Below are 17,872 nucleotides of genomic sequence, written 5' to 3' on the forward strand. Positions count from 1 at the left end.
CGCTGCCTAGGCTGGGGTGCATGACCAGCCAGCCCACGGCATACCCCGACACCGCCCCCACCTCCGAGGCCCTCCTCGACCGTGCCCGAGCGGTGATCCCGGGCGGGGTCAACTCCCCGGTGCGCGCCTTCCGCTCGGTCGGCGGCACGCCCCGCTTCATGGAGCGGGCGCAGGGTCCGTGGCTCTGGGACGCCGACGGGCGACGCTACCTCGACCTCGTCGGGTCGTGGGGGCCGATGATCCTCGGGCACCGGGACCCGGAGGTCCACGCCGCCGTCGCCGAGGCGGCCGACCAGGGTTTCTCCTTCGGTATGCCCACCGCCCGGGAGGTCGCGCTCGCCGAGGAGATCGTGGGCCGGGTGGCGCCGGTCGAGCAGGTGCGCCTGGTCAGCTCCGGCACCGAGGCCACGATGAGCGCGATCCGGCTGGCCCGCGGGTTCACCGGCCGCTCGACGGTCGTGAAGTTCGCCGGCTGCTACCACGGCCACGTCGACGGACTGCTGGCCTCGGCCGGATCGGGGGTGGCCACCTTCGGACTGCCCGACAGCCCCGGCGTCCCGGCGAGCGCCGCCGGCGAGACCATCGTGCTGCCCTACAACGACATGCCCGCCCTGGAGGCGTGCTTCGCCGAGCGCGGTGACGAGATCGCCGCCCTCATCACCGAGGCGGCCGCCGGCAACATGGGGATCGTGCCGCCGGAGCCAGGCTTCACCGACGCGCTGCGCCGGGTGAGCGCCGAGCACGACGCGCTCCTCATCAGCGACGAGGTGATGACGGGCTTCCGGTGCTCCCGGGGCGGGTGGTTCGGTCTCGAGGGCGAGCCTGCCGGCGGGGCTCCCGACCTGTTCACCTTCGGCAAGGTCATGGGCGGAGGCTTCCCGGCCGCGGCCTTCGGCGGGCGGGCCGATGTCATGGCGATGCTGGCGCCCGAGGGGCCGGTCTACCAGGCCGGCACGTTGTCGGGGAATCCCGTCGCCGCCGCGGCCGGGCTCGCGACCCTGCAGCGGTGCACCGACGAGGTCTACCTGCGCCTGGACGAGGTGAGCGAGGCGCTCGCCGCCGCGGTCACCGACGCCTTCAGCCGGCACGGCATACCGCACCGGATCCAGTGGGCGGGCTCGATGTTCAGCGTCTTCTTCCGGGAGGGTGTGGTGCGGTCCTACACCGACGCGCAGGACCAGGACACCGAGCGTTTCGGTCGGTTCTTCCACGCCATGCTGCGCCGCGGGGTGCACCTGCCGCCGAGCTGCTTCGAGTCGTGGTTCGTCTCCGCCGCGCACGACGACGAGGCGGTCGAGCACGCGGTGCGGGCGATCGAGGAGAGTGCCGCCGAGATCGCCTGACAGGATGAGCAGGTGCTGCTCACGCTGACCTCGACCGCGCCCCAGGCCGGCGACCTGGGATTCCTGCTGCACAAGCACCCCGACCGGGTGCAGGAAGTGGAGCTCCCCGCAGCCCGGGCGACCATTCTCTATCCCGAGACCGGGCCGACGCGGTGCACGGTCGCCCTGCTGCTCGACGTCGACCCGGTCGCGCTGGTGCGGACCCGGGGCCGTGGCGGTCCCCGCACGGGGCGCGGACGGCCGGAGGCGACCCAGCTGTCGAGCTACGTCAACGACCGGCCGTATGCCGCGTCCTCGATGCTGGCGGTCGCGCTGGGCAAGGCCTTCAAGACCGCGCTCAACGGCCGCTGCGACGCCCGGCCCGAGCTCGTCGACGAGCCGTTGCCGCTCACCGTCCGGCTGCCGGCGCTCCCGGCCCGCGGCCGGAGCGAGGAGGAACGCGGCCTAGCCCTGGTGCGGCGGCTGTTCGGCCCGCTGGGCTGGGAGGCGTCTGGCCGGAGCACGCCGCTCGGGGGCGAGGTGGCCGACTGGGGCGCGGCACCCTACGTCGACGTCGAGCTCACCGGCCGGCACCGGCTGGCCGACGCGCTGGCCCACCTCTACGTCCTCCTGCCGGTGCTCGACGACGCCAAGCACTACTGGGTCAGCCGCGACGAGATCGACAAGCTGCTGCGGCGCGGCGCGGCCTGGCTCCCCGGGCACCCGGACCGCGAGCTCATCACCCAGCGCTACCTCGGCGTGCGCCGGCGCTTCGTCGACGACGCGCTGGAGCGGCTCACCGCGCTGGGGGACGACGAGGGCGGGTCGGCGCCGGACACCGCCGGCGAGCCCCGGCAGGGCGACCGGACCCCGAGCCCGCTGCGGCAGCAGCGCCTGGACACCGTCCTCGCCGTGCTCCGGGAGGTGGGGGCGCGCCGGGTCGTCGACCTCGGCTGCGGTGAGGGGGCCTTCCTGGCCGCCCTGCTGGCCGACCCCACCTTCACCGAGATCCTCGGCGTCGACGTCTCCGCCCGGGAGCTGCAGCGGGCCGAGCGCCGGCTCGGGCTCGACGAGCCCGGACGGCTGTCCGACCAGCAGCGCGCGCGGATCCGGCTGCGGCAGTCCTCGGCGGTCTACCGGGACGACGAGCTCGCCGGCTTCGACGCGGTGCTGCTCGTGGAGGTCGTGGAGCACGTCGACCCGCCGCGGCTGCCGGATCTGGAGGCGGCGGTCTTCGGTGCCGCCCGCCCCGGAACGGTCGTGCTGACGACGCCCAACGTCGAGCACAACGTGCGCTACGGCATACCCCCGGGGCAGGTGCGGCACGCCGACCACCGGTTCGAATGGACCCGCGCCGAGCTGCGTGAGTGGGCCGAAGGGGTCGCGGCGAGGCACGGCTATGCCGTCACGTTCCGCCCGGTCGGGGAGGTCGACCCCGAGGTGGGAGCCCCGACCCAGCTCGCTCTCTTCACCCGCGAGGACGCCACCGGGCAGGACGCCGCCGAAGAGGGCCAGGCATGAGTGCGCGGACCGAGCTGCGGATCCCCGAGCTGAGCCTCGTCGTGCTCGTCGGCGCCTCCGGGTCGGGCAAGACGACCTTCGCACGGCGCGTCTTCAACCCCTTCGAGACGGTGAGCTCCGACGCCTGCCGCGCCTGGGTGAGCGGTGACGAGAACGACCAGTCGGCCAGTGCCGACGCCTTCGAGGTGCTGCGCCACCTGGTCGGCGTCCGGCTGCGGCGTGGGCTGCTCACGGTCGTCGATGCGACCAACGTCACCCGCGCGGCGCGCGCCGACCTGGTGCGGCTGGCCCGCGAGCACGACGTGCTGCCGGTCGCGATCGTGCTCGACGTCGGCGCCGAGGTCGCGATCGAGCGCAACCGCACCCGCCCGGACCGCGACTTCGGCGAGGGTCCGGTGCGACGCCACGACCGGCAGCTGAAGAAGTCGCTGCGCGGCCTGGGTCGTGAGGGCTTCCGCGGCGTCCACGTGCTGAGCTCCCCGGAGGAGGTCGACGGTGCCGTCGTGGTGCGGGAGCGGCTGCGCAGCGACTTCCGGGATCACTCCGGCCCCTTCGACATCGTCGGTGACGTGCACGGCTGTGTGGACGAGCTCGTCGAGCTACTCGGGGTGCTGGGGTATGCCGTCACCCGCGATGAGCGGGGCGCGCCGGTGGACGCCGCGCACCCCGAGGGCAGGACGCTGGTCTTCGTCGGCGACCTGGTCGACCGCGGCCCGGACTCGGTCGGCGTCCTGCGGCTCGCGATGGGCATGGCCGCGGCCGGGCACGCCATGGCGGTGCCGGGCAACCACGAGGCCAAGCTGGTCCGGGCGCTGGACGGCGCCAAGGTCACCGTCAGCCATGGCCTGGAGACGACGCTGGCCCAGCTGGAGCGCGAGGACGCCGACTTCCGCCAGCGGGTGCGGGACTGGTGCGATGGTCTGGTCGCCCACCGGGTGCTCGACGGTGGGCGCCTGGTGGTCGCGCACGCCGGGCTCAAGGAGGCCTACCACGGGAGGGCATCGGGGCGGGTGCGGGCCTTCGCGCTCTACGGCGACACGACGGGGGAGACCGACGAGTTCGGGCTCCCGGTGCGCTATCCGTGGGCCGAGGACTACCGGGGCCGGGCCGCGGTCATCTACGGCCATACGCCGACCCCGCGGCTGGAGTGGATCAACAACACCCTCTGCCTCGACACCGGCGTCGTCTTCGGCGGTCAGCTCTCCGCGCTGCGCTGGCCGGAGAAGGAGACGGTCCAGGTCGACGCGCACGCGGTGCACTACGAGCCGGCGCGGCCGTTCAGCACCGGGCCGGCCAGCCGCGGCGAGGACGAGCTGCGGCTCACCGACGTCACCGGGAGGCGGCACGTCGACACCGAGCAGCTGGGGCGGGTGCTCATCAGCGAGGAGTCGGCGGCGGGCGCGTTGGAGGTCATGAGCCGGTTCGCGCTGCACCCGCGCCAGCTGCCCTACCTGCCGCCCACGATGGCGCCCGTGCGCAGCTCGGCGCGACCGGGCTTCCTGGAGCACCCCGACGAGGCTTTCGCGCAGTATGCCGCGTGGGGCGTCGAGGAGGTCGTGTGCCAGGAGAAGCACATGGGCTCGCGCGCGGTCGTGCACCTGGCCGCCGACGGGGGCGCGATCTACACCCGGACAGGCCGGGCCTTCTTCGAGGCGCCGGTCGAGCAGCAGCTGCTCTCGCGGCTGCGGACGGCCTGGGCCGGCGCCGGCCTGGCTCACGAGCTCGGCGACGAGGACGTCCTGCTCGACGCCGAGCTGCTGCCGTGGTCGGCCAAGGCCCAGGGGCTGATCCGGGAGCAGTATGCCGCGGTCGCCGCCGCTGCCCGGTTGGCACTGCCGGCGGCGGTCGACGTGCTCGCCATGGCGCAGGCGCGCGGGCTCGACGTGGCCGAGCTGCTGGAACGGACCCGCGGGCGCGCCGAGCGGGCGGAGGCCTTCGACCGCGCCTGGCAGCGCTACGTCTGGCCGACCGACGGGCTCGACGGCGTGCAGCTGGCGCCCTTCCAGGTGCTGGCCGCCGGTGGGCGGACGCGGGTGGGTGAGCCGCAGGCCTGGCACCTGGGCGTCGCCGATCGGCTCGTCGAGGCGGATCCGGGTCTGGTCCGCCCGACGCGACGGCTGCGGGTGGACCCCGGCTCCGTCGACAGCTGCGCCGCCGGGGTGAGCTGGTGGGAGCAGCTCACCGCCGCGGGCGGCGAGGGCATGGTGGTGAAGCCGGCCGAAGGCCTGGCGCGCCCCCGCGGAAAGCTCCTGCAGCCGGGTCTGAAGGTGCGCGGCCGTGACTACCTCCGCCTGGTCTACGGCCCGGACTACACCTCGCCCGAGCACCTGGATCGGCTGCGCGACCGACACCTCGGGCACAAGCGAGCGCTGGCGCTGCGCGAGTATGCGCTCGGTCTGGAGAGCCTGGACCGCTGGACCCGGGGCGAGCCGCTGTGGCGGGTGCATGAGCCCGTCTTCGCCGTCCTGGCCCTGGAGTCGGAGCCGGTCGATCCGCGGCTGTGACCCGTCCGGACGGACTGCGGCGAGGCGCACCCCGGCGGCTGTGACCCGGCGCGACGAGCGGCGGCCGGACGCCGGCCGGAGGGGCCGCCGCTCAGCAGGCGCTCAGGCACACGTGGGATGATCCGGCGCATGTCCGCCGGTCCGCCCTCGCCCGACCCTGCCGCGGCACCGGACCCGGGCGATCAGGGGGCGCACCACCGGGAGGGCGCCGAGGGTCGGGCGCTGCACGACGGCACCCCCGTCACCCTCATCCACGTCGTCCGGCACGGCGAGGTGCACAACCCCGAGCGGGTCCTCTACGGCCGGCTGCCGGGCTACCACCTCTCCGAGCTCGGCCAGCAGATGGCGCAGGCCGCCGCCGAGCACCTCGCGGACCGCCGGATCACCTACGTCGTCTCCTCCCCGCTGGAGCGGGCCCGCGAGACCGCCGCTCCCATCGCCGGGGCGCACGGGCTCGAGGTCGCCAGCGACGAGCACCTCATCGAGAGCGGCAACGTCTTCGAGGGCGAGACCGTGGACCGCCGGATGCTCGCCGATCCGGGTCATTGGGGCGCCTTCGTCAATCCGTTCCGGCCGTCCTGGGGCGAGCCCTACGAGAGGATCGCGACCCGCATGCGGCTGGCCCTGGACGAGGCGCGGGAGCACGCGGAGGGCCACGAGGGCGTCATGGTCAGCCACCAGCTGCCGATCTGGACCCTGCGCCGCTCGCTCGAGGGCCGCCGCCTGTGGCACCACCCGCGGCGCCGCGAGTGCAGCCTCGCCTCCGTCACCACGGTCCTCTTCCACGGCACCTACCCGGTCCGGGTCATGTATGCCGAGCCAGCCGCCCACCTGCTCGAGCAGGCGGTGGACGTCACCGGGCGCGCGGAGCAGGAGGTCGCGTGAGACGGCATACCTCGGCGCGCCGGCTGACCCCGGCCGTGGCTGCCCTCGCGCTCCTGCTCGCCGGGTGCAGCGACGACTCGACCGGCACCAGCATCAACGAGCAGATGCGGCAGGGTGACGAGAAGGGCTACGTCTCCGGCAACGGCACGATCGAGCGGGTGGCTGCCGAGCAGCGGGAGACCACGATCACCCTCGCCGGCGACACCCTGGACGGCGAGGCGTGGGACATCGCCGACCACCGCGGCGAGGTCGTCGTGATCAACGTGTGGGGGTCGTGGTGCCCGCCGTGCGACGCCGAGATGCCCGACCTGGTCGAGGTCGAGGCGGCGCTGCGCGAGGCGGGCGAGCCGGTGACCTTCATCGGCGTCAACTCTCGTGACTCCGACGCCAACGCCCGCGCCTTCGAGGCCAAGCACGACGTCACCTACCCCTCGCTGGAGAACGACGGCGGCCGCAACCGGGGCCAGCTCGGCAGCGCGGCGGTCGCCACCCCGACCACCCTCGTCGTGGACGAGGAGGGGCGCCTCGCGGCCCGGGTCAGCGGCCAGGTCGACGCCGCCACGCTGCGGGGGCTGGTCGACGACGTCCTCGCCGCCGACGAGGGCGAGGCCGCCGGGGACTCCCGGTGAACGACCTCGTCCTCTCCGGCCCGCTGCTGCTCGCCGCAGGCGTCGCCGCGCTGGCCGGTCTGGTCTCCTTCGCCTCGCCGTGCGTGCTGCCGCTCGTCCCCGGTTTCCTCGGCTACCTGGGTGGTATGACGCCCGCGGCCGGGGGTGGGGGCGGTGCCGGGCCGGCTCGGGCCGGGGCGGCGCCGGGTCGGGGCCGCCTGGTGCTCGGGGCGGTGCTCTTCGTGCTCGGCTTCACGGCGGTCTTCCTGGCGATGAGCGTGGTGATCTCCGGCCTGGGCCTCGCGCTGCGCGAGCACCAGGGGCTGCTGCTGCGGGTCGCGGGCGTGCTCGTCGCCGGCCTCGGGCTGGTCATGCTGGTGCAGCCGCGCGGGTGGCAGCTGCGGTGGCGACCCGCCGCCGGCCTCGCGGGCGCACCCCTGCTTGGCGTCGCCTTCGGGCTCGGCTTCACCGCCTGCACCGGCCCCGCGCTCGCCGCGATCCAGACGCTGGGCACCTCGATCATCCCGGGTGAGGACCAGGTGGGCCGCGCCCTCGTGCTCGGCACCGCCTACAGCCTCGGGCTGGGGCTGCCCTTCCTCCTCGCGGCGGCGGGCCTGTCGTGGATGAGCGGGGTGTCGCGCTGGCTGCGGGGCCACTACCAGCTGCTCCAGCGCACCGGGGGCGTCCTGCTCGTGGTGCTCGGCCTGCTCATGGTGACCGGCGTGTGGGGCGGCGCCACCGCCTGGGTGCAGACCCGGCTGGTCAGCGGCTTCGAGACGGTGCTGTAGATGGCGACGAGTAGTCAGACGGAGCAGGTCGAGCCGCGGATCGAGCCGAGCTATCCGAAGAACCGCGCCGACCTGGGTGGCCCACGGCTGGGCCCGATCGGCTGGCTGCGCTGGGCCTGGCGGCAGCTGACGAGCATGCGCACCGCGCTCGCGCTGCTGCTGCTGCTCGCCGTCGCGACCATCCCCGGGTCGATCTTCCCGCAGCGCAGCGTCGACGCCGCCCGGGTGCGGACCTACATCGAGGACAACCCCGGGCTCGCGCCGTGGCTGGACCGGCTGCAGCTCTTCGACGTCTACTCCTCGCCGTGGTTCGCCTCGATCTACCTGCTGCTCATGGTGAGCCTCATCGGCTGCGTCCTGCCCCGGATGAAGCAGCACGTGCGCTCCCTCGGGGCGGCACCGCCGCGCGCGCCGAGCCGGCTGGACCGGATGCCGGCGCGGCATACCGCCACCGTCGACGCGGCCCCGACCGAGGTCGTCGCGGCGGCGCGATCGGTGCTCGCCCAGCGCCGGTTCCGGCTCCGGGAGGAGCCCGAGGGTGCTCTCGTCGTGTCGGCGGAGAAGGGCTACCTCAAAGAGACCGGCAACCTGCTCTTCCACGTCGCGCTGCTCGGTGTCATCGTGTCCGTCGCCGCGGGGAATCTGTGGGGCTGGCGCGGTGAGATCATCATCACCGAGCAGACGACCTGGACCTCCGGTGCAGGGACCTACGACACGCTGAACCTCGGGCCGCTCGTCTCCGAGGACGACATCCCGACCTTCTCGGTCGGGCTGGACCGGCTGGACGTGGAGTTCGAGAGCGAGGCGCAGGGGGCGCAATTCGGGCAGCCGCGGACCTTCGAGGGCGTGGCCACCGTCGAGGAGGCGGGGGAGGAGCCGCGGCAGCAGGAGTTCGCGGTCAACGACCCGCTCTCCGTGGGCAGCTCCTCGCTCTTCCTGCTCGGCAACGGCTACGCGCCCGTGGTCACCGTGACCGACCCCGAGGGCACCGTGCTCTTCTCCGACGCCGTCACCTTCCTGCCGCAGGACAACACCTACTCCTCCGAAGGCGTGGTCAAGGTGCCGGGGCGTCAGCCCGGGCTGGGCTTCGTCGGCGGCTTCCTGCCGACGCTCACCTTCGACGAGCAGATCGGCCCGACCTCCAGCTTCCCCGGGCTGGTCGACCCCGCGCTGGTGCTCACCGCCTTCGAGGGCGAGCTCTTCCCCGGCGGGCGGCCGCAGTCGGTCTTCACCGTCGAGACCGAGCAGATGGACCAGATCATGGTCGTCGACGAGGAGACCGGCGAGGAGTCGCCGCTGCGCTTCGTCCTGCGGCCCACAGAGACCTACGAACTGCCGGACGGCACCACCATCGCCTTCGAGGACGTCCGCCGCTGGGGTGGCATGCTCGTCCGGCACGACCCCGGCCGGGTGCCGGCGCTGATCTTCTCCGGCGTCGCGCTCCTCGGGCTCGGACTCATGCTGGGCGTGCGGCGACGCCGCGTCTTCGTGCGCGTCACGGAGGCGGCCGGGGGCACGGACGTGAGCGAACGGCATACTGGACTGACCGTCGCCGGACTGCCCAAGGGCACCGATCCTGGGCTGGACGACCTGGTCGAGAGGGTGCTCGAGCGCACCGTCTCGGCCGTCGGCGGGCGGGTCGGCGGCCAGCGGCACGACGGCACGGTGGTACGAGACGAGGATGAGGTATGACGAACGAGAGTCTGGCGCAGGCCAGCGACTACGCGATCTGGGCCGCGGTGGTGGTGCTCGTGCCCGCGATGCTCGCCTTCCTCGTGCACCTCGCGCTGACCGGCGCGCGCGCGACGAGGTCGACAGCGGGCCTCCACACGGGCGACCGGGAGCGGGTGGCCGTCGGTGCAGCCGGTGAGGCGCGACAGGCCGGGGCCGACCCTGTGGCACGACAGGCCGGGGCCGCCGCGGACGCACGGCGCGCCGGAGTCGATCCTGCGGGGCCGAGCGCGGCCGAGCCGGTGGTGCCGACGGACGCCGACGCGCGCGGTGGGGGCGACGCCGACCAGGCAGCCGGGCGGACGGCGACCCGGCGCTGGGGCGTGATCGGACTGCAGCTCACCTGGCTGGCGACCTTCCTCACCGTGGCGGGCACGGTGCTGCGCGGCGTCTCGGTGGGTCGGGCTCCGCTGGGCAACATGTATGAGTTCGCCCTCGTCACCGCCTCCTTCGCGCTCGTCATCTACTCCGCGTGGAGCCTACGCAAGGACCGGCTCTGGCTCGGGGCCTTCGTCGTGCTGCCGGTGCTGGTCATCCTGGGGGCCGCCAAGGTTGCGTGGTACACCGAGGCTTCCCAGCTCATGCCCGCGCTCAACAGCATCTGGCTCGTCATCCACGTGACCATCGCCATCCTCGCGACCGCGCTGTTCACGATCGGGGCGGCGCTCGCGACGGCCTACCTGCTGCGCGACCGGGCCGAGAAGCGGGAGCGCGTGCGGGGCTGGGTCGCGGCGCTGCCCGACGCGACGCGGCTGGAGCGGATCACCTACGGCATCCACATCGTGGCCTTCCCGCTGTGGACCTTCACCCTCATCGCGGGCGCGATCTGGGCCGAGCAGGCGTGGGGTCGCTACTGGGGCTGGGACCCCAAGGAGGTGTGGACCTTCGTCATCTGGGTGGTCTACGCCGCCTACCTGCACGCGCGCGCCACCAACAGCTGGACGACGCGAAAGGCGACGTGGATCGCGCTGGTCGGCTTCGGCTGCGTCGTCTTCAACTACGTCGGGGTCAACCTGCTCATGACGGGGCTGCACTCCTACTCGGGGGTGAGCACGTGATCGCGGCGCGCTACACGGTGATGCGGCTGCTCATCTTCATCGGCTTCTTCGCGCTCTTCCGGCTGCTGACCCTGGGGCCGCTCTGGGCCGCTGTGGCGGCGGCGCTCGTGTCGATGGTGGTGTCCTACTTCGTGCTCGCGCCCGACCGCGAGCGGATGGCCGCCGGGTTGGAGCACCGCGTCGAGGACCGCATCGCCCGCCGCCGCGCCAAGATCGACGCCGAGCGCGTCGACGAGGAGGAGTGAGCGCGTTCGCAGAGGGGCGAGGCTGACTGCCCTTCACGGGCGGGTCGTGCCGTCCGTCGAGGCTCGGTAGGGGAGTGGGTGGGCCGAGTCCTGGTCCGGGTTCCAGCTCAGGACGACTGCGCGGCTCGCGGCCGCGTCCGCGAGCCCTCGCGCCGGATAGCCCTCAGCGACCATGGCGTCCTCGATCGCCCTGGCCAGGCGCACCGGGTCGGGGGTCCCGAGCAACCAGTTGACGAAGATCGTGGACCGCGCGCGGGCACCAGGTGCCACCGGGTCGGTGACCCCGAGCAGACCCGGTATGCCGACCCACCCGCCGTGCGCGCTGTCGATGCCGTTGACGCTCAGCGCTCGGGTGACGAGCAGGCCGGTGCGGAAGTGCGGTGAGGAGGCGGGGGTGTCGTGCCGACGCCCCAGCAGGCCCGCACGCTCCACGACCCGCACCCGGCCCGGGTCGACCGTCGACCAGGGGACGATGTAACGGGTGCGGCCACGCCACCCGAGCAGCAACCCCTTCTCGCAGACCCGGTGTCGGTCCACGGCACCCGCGATGACGAGCACGAGTCCGCTGGCCCCGATGCAGATGAGGAGGGTCACGGTCAGCCCCCAGCCCACCTCGCCCGGGATCAGCAGGGGAAGGAGGGAGAGCAGCATCAGGCCGAGCAGGAACAACCACATCCGCGCCCCGGGCCACGCGCGGAACGTCTGCCGCACCGCACCCATGTCCTCGGCGTTGAGGTCGGCCAGAGCGAGCAGCTGATCCACCTGGACCGGGTCGTCGGGGTCGGTGATGCGGAAGAAGGGCCGCTCGGTCACGGTGCTCCCAGGACTCTGGCCCAGTGCTGCTCCACCTCGTCGGCGCCGACACCGCGATAGCTCACCTCGTCGCGCTCCTGAGGCCTGGTCAAGAGGTACGACGCCTGAGCACCGGTGTAGACCCCCGAGTAGCTCCGGACGGCTTCCTCGGCGATGTCGATGCGGGTGATCGTGACAGCCACGGCGCACGCCACCACCGGCTCCAGCTCCGCAGGGTGCTGCGCGAGGGCCTCGCGGGTCAGCGTGAGGTCGAAGGATGGTGCGGGTACCTGCTGGGCTCTGCTCCACAGCGTGAGCGTCGCTGCCGCGTCCTCCGCCGTGGCTGAGGGGCCCGCCGCGGAGGAGTCGGTCACCCGAATACACCGTCCCAGAGGTCGGCGGCGCCGTCCTTGATGGAGCCACCGATGTCCTTCGTGCCCTCCCAGACGTCGCTGGCGACCTCCTTGGTGCCGTCCCAGGCCTTCCCGGCGACGTCCGTGAACCGCGCGCCACGGCGCGGTCACCCGGGAGAGGCGACCGGCCGGGCCGCGGGTCTGGTGCGGCGCCAGCGCCGGGTAGCGTGCCTGCAGGCTGCGCAGCGCACCGCTGTCCCCCTGGAGCCCACAGAGCCACCGGAAGTGTCGCTGCGCCGCCTTGACGTCGGCCGGGTCCGCGGATCGGAACGCCGCGAGCATCTTCCGCTCGGCCCGCAGGTAGCGTCGATACTCGAGAGGGTTGCTCAGGTCCGGCGCGCCACCCTTGATCCCGTGGTAGCGGTGGCGCAGCCGGGTGAACTTGTCTTCCGCCCGTCGCGCCAGCCCGGGCGAGCGGACGTACTGCAGGATAGTGTACCCCTGGTATGCCTTGAGGCCTCCCATGACGGTCTTCTGGACGGTCGCCGCAGCTGCTCCGTGATCCTCCACAGCCTGGTCGTAGGCAGCCCGGAGCTCCTCGTCGTCGAGCCGGACCTGCGCCGCAAGCAGCTCGCTGCTGGCCCTGGCCCACGCGTCGACCGGCGCGAGCGAGCCCGTGCCCGGCGCCCAGATCTCGGTCTCGCTCGCGAGCGCCCCGGCTCGGTCCCACTGGGCGTTCATCTCCCGGCGGTGCTCGTCGGCGAGATCCTCCTCGCCCATGGACCGGGCCCGACGCCACCGGTCCTCCTCCTCGTCATGTCGTCGGGAGGCACGACGGATCACCTTCTGGGCAGTCCGTAGCGAGATGGCGTAGTCGCCGAGAGCCAATGCGGTCGCGACCAGGGAGGTGCCGACGGCGCGGGTTCCCTTGTCGGCGTGCCCGCTCGCGACGCTGAAGTCGGCCACGCGAGCCGTGGGGAGTGCCTCGACCGCCGTCGTGCTCGCCGCGTCGAGCGATCGAGAGCGGGTGTCCCCGACCCGCTCACTCAACGTCGCGAGCTGGCCGGCGAGATCGTCGAGCCTGTCCGGGTCCCCCGGCGGGAGGGAGAAGGTGCCCATCAGCGAGCCTCCGACGTGGCCCGGACCAGCTGGTCCGCACCGGTCAGAACGCCCTCGCCGAGACCGCCCGCGATCACCGAGGTCGCGATGGTCGCCCCGCCGATCGCGGCGAGCGCACTCTCGGCAGCGCCCCCGACCAGCCCGGAGCCTGCGGCAGCCGCCGCACGGCCACCGACCCTCGTGATGGCGACGGCATCGGCGGCCAGGTCGCTCGACAACGTCGTCAGTCTGTTGGACGCCTGGCGCATCTGAGCCGGATGGCCACCTGCGAATCCCACGGTAAGTCGCCTCCCCTGTGTCGCGATCACCCAGCCTAGTTGTCGCCTCCGCGGGCTGGTGAGGCGACCTCCGCCTCAGAAGAGCGTGAGGCCCAGGGCGAGGGCGACGGCATACCCGAGCTGGAGCAGACCGGTCTGCGCCAGAGCCGGCAGCAGGGCGGGGCCGTAGGCGTCGCTGGTGACCAGCCGGGTGGGGCGCCAGGCGAGCGGAGCCGCGAGCAGCCCCAGCAGCGCCCAGGGGTGCGCGATCGCCGCCAGCCCGACCGCGAGGAAGGCACCGACGACGAGCCCGAGGTAGAGCCGTCGCGTGCGGCGGAAGCCCATCCGCACCGCGAGCGTGCGCTTGCCCGCGGCCCGGTCGCCCTCCAGGTCCCGCAGATTGTTGGTGACCAGGATCGCGCTGGCGAGGAAGCCGCAGCCGAGGGCACCGCCCAGCGCCCCCAGGTCGAGCGCGTGCGCCTGGGTCCACGTGGTTCCCAGCACGGCGAAGAGACCGAAGAAGACGAAGACCATGACCTCGCCGAGGCCGCGGTAGCCGTAGGGGTTCGCGCCCCCCGTGTAGTGCCACGCCGCCCACAGCGCGGCCAGCCCCACGACGAGCAGCAGCCAGGTGCCGGAGAGCGCCACCAGCGCGAGGCCGGCGATCGCCGCGCCGAAGAAGGCCGCAAAGGCCGCGGTCTTGACGTTGGCCGGTTCGGCGAGCCGCTGGCCGACGAGCCGCACCGGGCCGACCCGCTCCTCGTCGGTGCCACGGACGCCGTCGGAGTAGTCGTTGGCGTAGTTGACGCCCACCTGGAATCCCAGGGCCACGCACAGCGCGAGCACCCCGAGCCCGAGGTTGGCGTTGCCGAGGGCATGCGCCGCAGCGGTGCCGACGAGCACCGGGGCGACGGCGGCGGGGAGCGTGCGGGGTCGCGCCCCCTCGATCCACTGGGCGAGGGTTGCCATGCGGTGACGCCTTAGAGGTCTCGGAGGAAGTCGGGGTCGTCGTCGGGCCCGAGCGGTCCGCGCGGGGGGCCACCCCGGCCGTGCCGGTCGCCGAAGATCACGTCGAGGATGCTCCGGGGACGGCCTGCGACGAGCCAGGCGATCCCGCCCGCGACGGGGAAGATCAGCGCGAGGATGACCCACATCGGCTTGGGCAGGCCCCGCACCTGGTCGTCCTCCGTCTGCACGGCATCGACGACGCAGTAGACGGTGAACGCCAGCAGCGCCACGGCGATCGCCACGCGGAGCACGAGACTGCGGTCCTTCCAGGTCAGTGAGGGTCTGGGGTCATTCTGCCACCCCGGGCGAGGATCGTCCGCGCCTGGTGCCGGTCCGGCTTGCCGCTGCCCAGGAGAGGTATGCCGTCCACCACCTCCACGTGGCGCGGCACCGCGTGCGCGGGGAGGACTCCGGCGCCGCGGAGCGTCTCGCGCACCTCCGCCCCGGACCGGCCCGCCCGCCCGGTGCCCGGGCCGGGCCGCTCGTCAGCGCCATCCTCGAGCGTCACGAGGGCGGTGACCTGCTGGCCCCACTCCGGGTCGGGGACCCCGACGACCAGCGCCTCGCCGATCCCGGGCAGCGCCCGCAGGGCGGCCTCGACGTCGGCGGGATCGACCTTGCGCCCACCGGTGACGACCACGTCGTCGACCCGGCCGCGGACGTGGAGGCGGCCGTCACGGCATACCCCTCGGTCGTCGGTGACGAACCACCGCACCCCCTCGTCGTCGGTCAGGAACCGCTCGGCGGTGAGCGCCGTGCGACCGACGTAGCCGTCGGCGAGCACCGGACCGCCGAGGTGGATGCGGCCGTCCGCGTCGAGGCGTACCCGCACCCCGGGAAGGGGCGTGCCGTCGTAGACGCACCCGCCGCAGGTCTCGGACATGCCGTAGGTCGTCACCACGCAGACGCCCGCGGCCCGGGCCCGGTCGAGCAGGACGGGATCGGCTGCGGCCCCGCCGAGAAGGATCGTGTCGAACTGCCGGAGCGCCTCGATCCCCTCCGGTGCCCCCAGGGCACGGTGCAGCTGGGTGGGCACCAGCGAGGCGTAGTGGGGCTGCTGCGGGTCGAGCCGGGCGGTCGCGGCCGCCAGCGCGGTGGACGTGAACGACGCCCCGGGATCGAGCGCGACCGGCGTGGTCCCGGCCAGTGCCGAGCGGGCGAGGACCTGCAGGCCGGCGACGTGGTGCGTCGGCAGCGCGAGCAGCCACTGGCCGGGCCCGCCCAGCACCTGCGCCGTCGCCTCGCCCGAGGCCCGCAGCGCGGCGGCGGAGAGCCGGACCCGCTTGGGCTCGCCGGTCGACCCCGAGGTGGCGACGACGACACCGGCCGCGTCGGCACGGCCGTCCTGGGCGAGCAGGGAGGTGAGCGGAGCGGCCAGGTCGCCCCAGGTGTCGCCGGGCCGCGGGGTGAGGTCGGGTGTGCTCGGCAGGGGAAGCCCTCACGACTCCTGGAAGGACCGGTCGAGGTCGACGAACCACTCGCCGTCGATCTGGACCAGGGTGATGGGCGCCTCGCCCATCGAGTCGGCGAAGAGGTCGGAGAAGTTGTCACGGTCGACGACGGCGGTGTCGCCGTCGACCTCGGCACCGGTGATCTGCATCGCCTCGAGGACGGCGCGCTCCTCGTCGGTGAGGCCCTGCGCCTGCACGGTCGAGGCCATCGTCTCGGGCAGGGTCGTCTCGCACAGCTCCAGGTCGGACTCGACCTCCCGCATGGGGCGGGTCGTGTCGGTCGGGGACAGGATGAGCCCGCACGCGGCGGGGTCGGCATCGACGATGAGCAGCAGGAACTCCTTGGCGCGGTCGGCGGCCGCCTGCCCTTCCTCACCGCCCTCGACCTCGCCGTCGGCCCCGCCAGAGTCCCCGCCAGGGCCGGTCGTCGCGGCGGCGTCGTCGGCGGGAGCGCTGGTGGTGCCGTCGGCCTCGTCGGGCGCGGCCGTGCTGGGGGCCGGGGCCTCCGTGCCGCTGGTCGAGGTGGGGGCCTCGGGATCGGTCGCGTCCTGGCAGCCGGTCACCGCCAGCGCGCAGCTGGCCAGCAGGATCGTCGGTCGGCGTCGCATGCTCGGCTCCTCCCTCGGCACCTCGTGGCCCCTCATCGCTGCCTAGTCTCGCACGGGTGCGCAGGTCAGGGCGGGTGAGTGGCTCAGAAGTACCACGGGTAGTCGCGCCAGTCGGGCTCGCGCTTCTCCAGGAAGGAGTCGCGCCCCTCGACCGCCTCGTCGGTCATGTAGGCAAGCCGGGTCGCCTCGCCGGCGAAGACCTGCTGACCCATGAGGCCGTCGTCGGTGAGGTTGAGGGCGAACTTGAGCATCCGCTGCGCGGTCGGGCTCTTGCCCAGGATCTCGCGGGCCGCCTGGACCGCCTCGATCTCCAGGTCGGCGTGATCGGCGACGAGGTTGACCGCGCCCATCCGGTGCATCTGCTCGGCGTCGTAGGCGCGACCGAGGAAGAAGATCTCGCGGGCGAACTTCTGCCCCACCATCTTGGCGAGGTAGGCCGATCCGTATCCCGCGTCGAAGCTCCCCACGTCGGCGTCGGTCTGCTTGAACCGCGCGTGCTCGCGGGAGGCGATCGTGAGGTCGCACACGACGTGGAGGCTGTGCCCGCCGCCGGCTGCCCAACCGCTCACGACGGCGATGACGACCTTGGGCATGGTGCGGATGAGGCGCTGCACCTCGAGGATGTGCAGGCGTCCGCCCTCGGCCTTGACCCGCGCGGAGTCCACGCTCTCCGCGCCCTCGCCATCGGCATACTGGTATCCGCTGCGGCCACGGATCCGCTGGTCGCCGCCGGAGCAGAAGGCCCAGCCACCGTCCTTGGGGGAGGGACCGTTGCCGGTGAGCAGGACGACGCCGACGTCCGGGCTCCTGCGGGCGTGGTCGAGGGCGCGGTAGAGCTCGTCGACCGTGTGCGGACGGAAGGCGTTGCGCACCTCCGGACGGTCGAAGGCGATCCGCACGCAGCCGAGCTCGCGGTGCCGGTGGTAGGTGAGGTCGGTGAGGCTCTCGAAGCCCTCGACCGCCTCCCACTGGGTCGGGTCGAACGGCGCTGCTGGCGCGGGGGTGTCGGTCACGACGTCTAGCGTAGAGGGGAGCGGTGGATGGGCTTGGATACCTATCAAGGGCGATCCGATCGGAGCATCGCCGCCGCCGGCTACGGCACCGTCGAGTTCACGTTGCCCGGCTTCGCGGAGTTCGTGTGGGAGGCGGACGGCTGAGCAGTCGCGTTGGCTTAGTGACCACCTCCAGGGTGGGGTCAGCCGTCGCGGCTGGAGAGCACGCAGAACTCGTTGCCCTCCGGGTCCGCCAGCACGGTCCAGCTCACCGCGTCGTCCTGGCCGACCTCGACGCGGGTCGCGCCCCGGTCGACCAGCTGCTGGATCTCCGCGTCGCGGTCCTGCGAGGTGTGCGGCGCGAGGTCGAGGTGCAGGCGGTTCTTCACGGTCTTGCCCTCCGGGACCGGCACGAAGACCAGCCCCTGACCCCGCCGCATCCACGCGTCGAGGTCGGCGACCTCACGCGGCTCCTCCAGGGCATACCTCGGGACGAGCACGACCTCGTCCTCCGCCTCGTAGGCCACGACCCAGCCCAGGGTCTCGGCCCACCAGCGGGCCTGGGCCTGGGGGTCGTGGCAGTCGACGACGACGGTGTACCACTTCAGCGTCATGCCACCATCCTGCCCG

Annotated in this window: 18 protein-coding genes; 9 read left to right on the top strand and 9 right to left on the bottom strand. The window is 73.3% G+C overall.

Annotated elements, in window-relative coordinates:
- Window positions 1-20 precede the first annotated feature (20 nt).
- From hemL to AC5PYY_RS07205, 9 genes are all read left to right on the top strand, one after another.
- Window positions 21-1,343: a glutamate-1-semialdehyde 2,1-aminomutase gene (gene hemL, locus AC5PYY_RS07165; protein ID WP_493899091.1), complete on the top strand. Its 1,323-nt coding sequence runs from the start codon at window positions 21-23 to the stop codon at window positions 1,341-1,343.
- Between the two features lie 12 nt (window positions 1,344-1,355).
- Entirely contained in the window at window positions 1,356-2,843 is a 1,488-nt protein-coding gene (locus tag AC5PYY_RS07170) for a 3' terminal RNA ribose 2'-O-methyltransferase Hen1 (protein ID WP_493899092.1), read from the top strand.
- Window positions 2,840-5,347, top strand: a complete 2,508-nt coding sequence (locus AC5PYY_RS07175; protein ID WP_493899093.1) for a polynucleotide kinase-phosphatase — start codon at window positions 2,840-2,842, stop codon at window positions 5,345-5,347. The genes AC5PYY_RS07170 and AC5PYY_RS07175 overlap by 4 nt, the downstream gene beginning before the upstream one ends.
- Window positions 5,348-5,476: 129 nt before the next feature.
- Window positions 5,477-6,232 (top strand): histidine phosphatase family protein, encoded by a 756-nt coding sequence (locus AC5PYY_RS07180; RefSeq protein WP_493899094.1) that lies wholly within the window; start codon window positions 5,477-5,479, stop codon window positions 6,230-6,232.
- Window positions 6,229-6,861: a TlpA family protein disulfide reductase gene (locus AC5PYY_RS07185; protein ID WP_493899095.1), complete on the top strand. Its 633-nt coding sequence runs from the start codon at window positions 6,229-6,231 to the stop codon at window positions 6,859-6,861. Before AC5PYY_RS07180 ends, AC5PYY_RS07185 begins: the two co-directional genes overlap by 4 nt.
- Entirely contained in the window at window positions 6,858-7,628 is a 771-nt protein-coding gene (locus tag AC5PYY_RS07190) for a cytochrome c biogenesis CcdA family protein (protein WP_493899096.1), read from the top strand. Before AC5PYY_RS07185 ends, AC5PYY_RS07190 begins: the two co-directional genes overlap by 4 nt.
- On the top strand, window positions 7,629-9,320 hold the full coding sequence (gene resB, locus AC5PYY_RS07195; RefSeq protein ID WP_493899097.1) for a cytochrome c biogenesis protein ResB: 1,692 nt from the start codon (window positions 7,629-7,631) through the stop codon (window positions 9,318-9,320). It abuts the gene before it with no gap.
- Window positions 9,317-10,417, top strand: coding sequence for a c-type cytochrome biogenesis protein CcsB (gene ccsB, locus AC5PYY_RS07200; protein WP_493899098.1), 1,101 nt, complete (start codon window positions 9,317-9,319; stop codon window positions 10,415-10,417). The genes resB and ccsB overlap by 4 nt, the downstream gene beginning before the upstream one ends.
- A complete protein-coding gene (locus AC5PYY_RS07205) occupies window positions 10,414-10,662 on the top strand; it encodes a DUF4229 domain-containing protein (RefSeq protein ID WP_493899099.1) in 249 nt (82 codons plus the stop codon). Before ccsB ends, AC5PYY_RS07205 begins: the two co-directional genes overlap by 4 nt.
- 33 nt (window positions 10,663-10,695) lie before the next feature.
- On the opposite strand, the gene AC5PYY_RS07210 is transcribed toward AC5PYY_RS07205, so the two are convergent.
- From AC5PYY_RS07210 to AC5PYY_RS07250, 9 genes are all read right to left on the bottom strand, one after another.
- Window positions 10,696-11,475, bottom strand: coding sequence for a hypothetical protein (locus tag AC5PYY_RS07210; protein ID WP_493899100.1), 780 nt, complete (start codon window positions 11,473-11,475; stop codon window positions 10,696-10,698).
- Window positions 11,472-12,926, bottom strand: coding sequence for a hypothetical protein (locus AC5PYY_RS07215; protein WP_493899101.1), 1,455 nt, complete (start codon window positions 12,924-12,926; stop codon window positions 11,472-11,474). Before AC5PYY_RS07215 ends, AC5PYY_RS07210 begins: the two co-directional genes overlap by 4 nt.
- Window positions 12,926-13,204 carry a hypothetical protein gene (locus AC5PYY_RS07220; protein ID WP_493899102.1) on the bottom strand — a complete coding sequence of 93 codons (279 nt, stop codon included), beginning with the start codon at window positions 13,202-13,204 and terminating at the stop codon, window positions 12,926-12,928. Before AC5PYY_RS07220 ends, AC5PYY_RS07215 begins: the two co-directional genes overlap by 1 nt.
- 75 nt (window positions 13,205-13,279) lie before the next feature.
- Complete coding sequence (locus AC5PYY_RS07225) at window positions 13,280-14,152, bottom strand: 1,4-dihydroxy-2-naphthoate polyprenyltransferase (RefSeq protein WP_493899103.1); 873 nt, start codon at window positions 14,150-14,152, stop codon at window positions 13,280-13,282.
- A gap of 11 nt (window positions 14,153-14,163) precedes the next feature.
- Window positions 14,164-14,433 (bottom strand): PLD nuclease N-terminal domain-containing protein, encoded by a 270-nt coding sequence (locus tag AC5PYY_RS07230; protein WP_493899104.1) that lies wholly within the window; start codon window positions 14,431-14,433, stop codon window positions 14,164-14,166.
- A gap of 29 nt (window positions 14,434-14,462) precedes the next feature.
- Window positions 14,463-15,620: an o-succinylbenzoate--CoA ligase gene (menE, locus tag AC5PYY_RS07235; RefSeq protein WP_493899340.1), complete on the bottom strand. Its 1,158-nt coding sequence runs from the start codon at window positions 15,618-15,620 to the stop codon at window positions 14,463-14,465.
- Window positions 15,621-15,629: 9 nt separating this feature from the next.
- Window positions 15,630-16,250 carry a hypothetical protein gene (locus tag AC5PYY_RS07240; protein WP_493899105.1) on the bottom strand — a complete coding sequence of 207 codons (621 nt, stop codon included), beginning with the start codon at window positions 16,248-16,250 and terminating at the stop codon, window positions 15,630-15,632.
- Window positions 16,251-16,333: 83 nt separating this feature from the next.
- Entirely contained in the window at window positions 16,334-17,263 is a 930-nt protein-coding gene (locus tag AC5PYY_RS07245) for a 1,4-dihydroxy-2-naphthoyl-CoA synthase (protein WP_493899106.1), read from the bottom strand.
- Window positions 17,264-17,445: 182 nt separating this feature from the next.
- The gene (locus AC5PYY_RS07250; protein WP_493899107.1) at window positions 17,446-17,856 is read right to left on the bottom strand and encodes a VOC family protein; all 411 of its coding nucleotides are present in this window, start codon (window positions 17,854-17,856) and stop codon (window positions 17,446-17,448) included.
- Window positions 17,857-17,872 lie beyond the last annotated feature (16 nt).

The organism is Serinicoccus sp. JS2-9, from assembly GCF_059025165.1.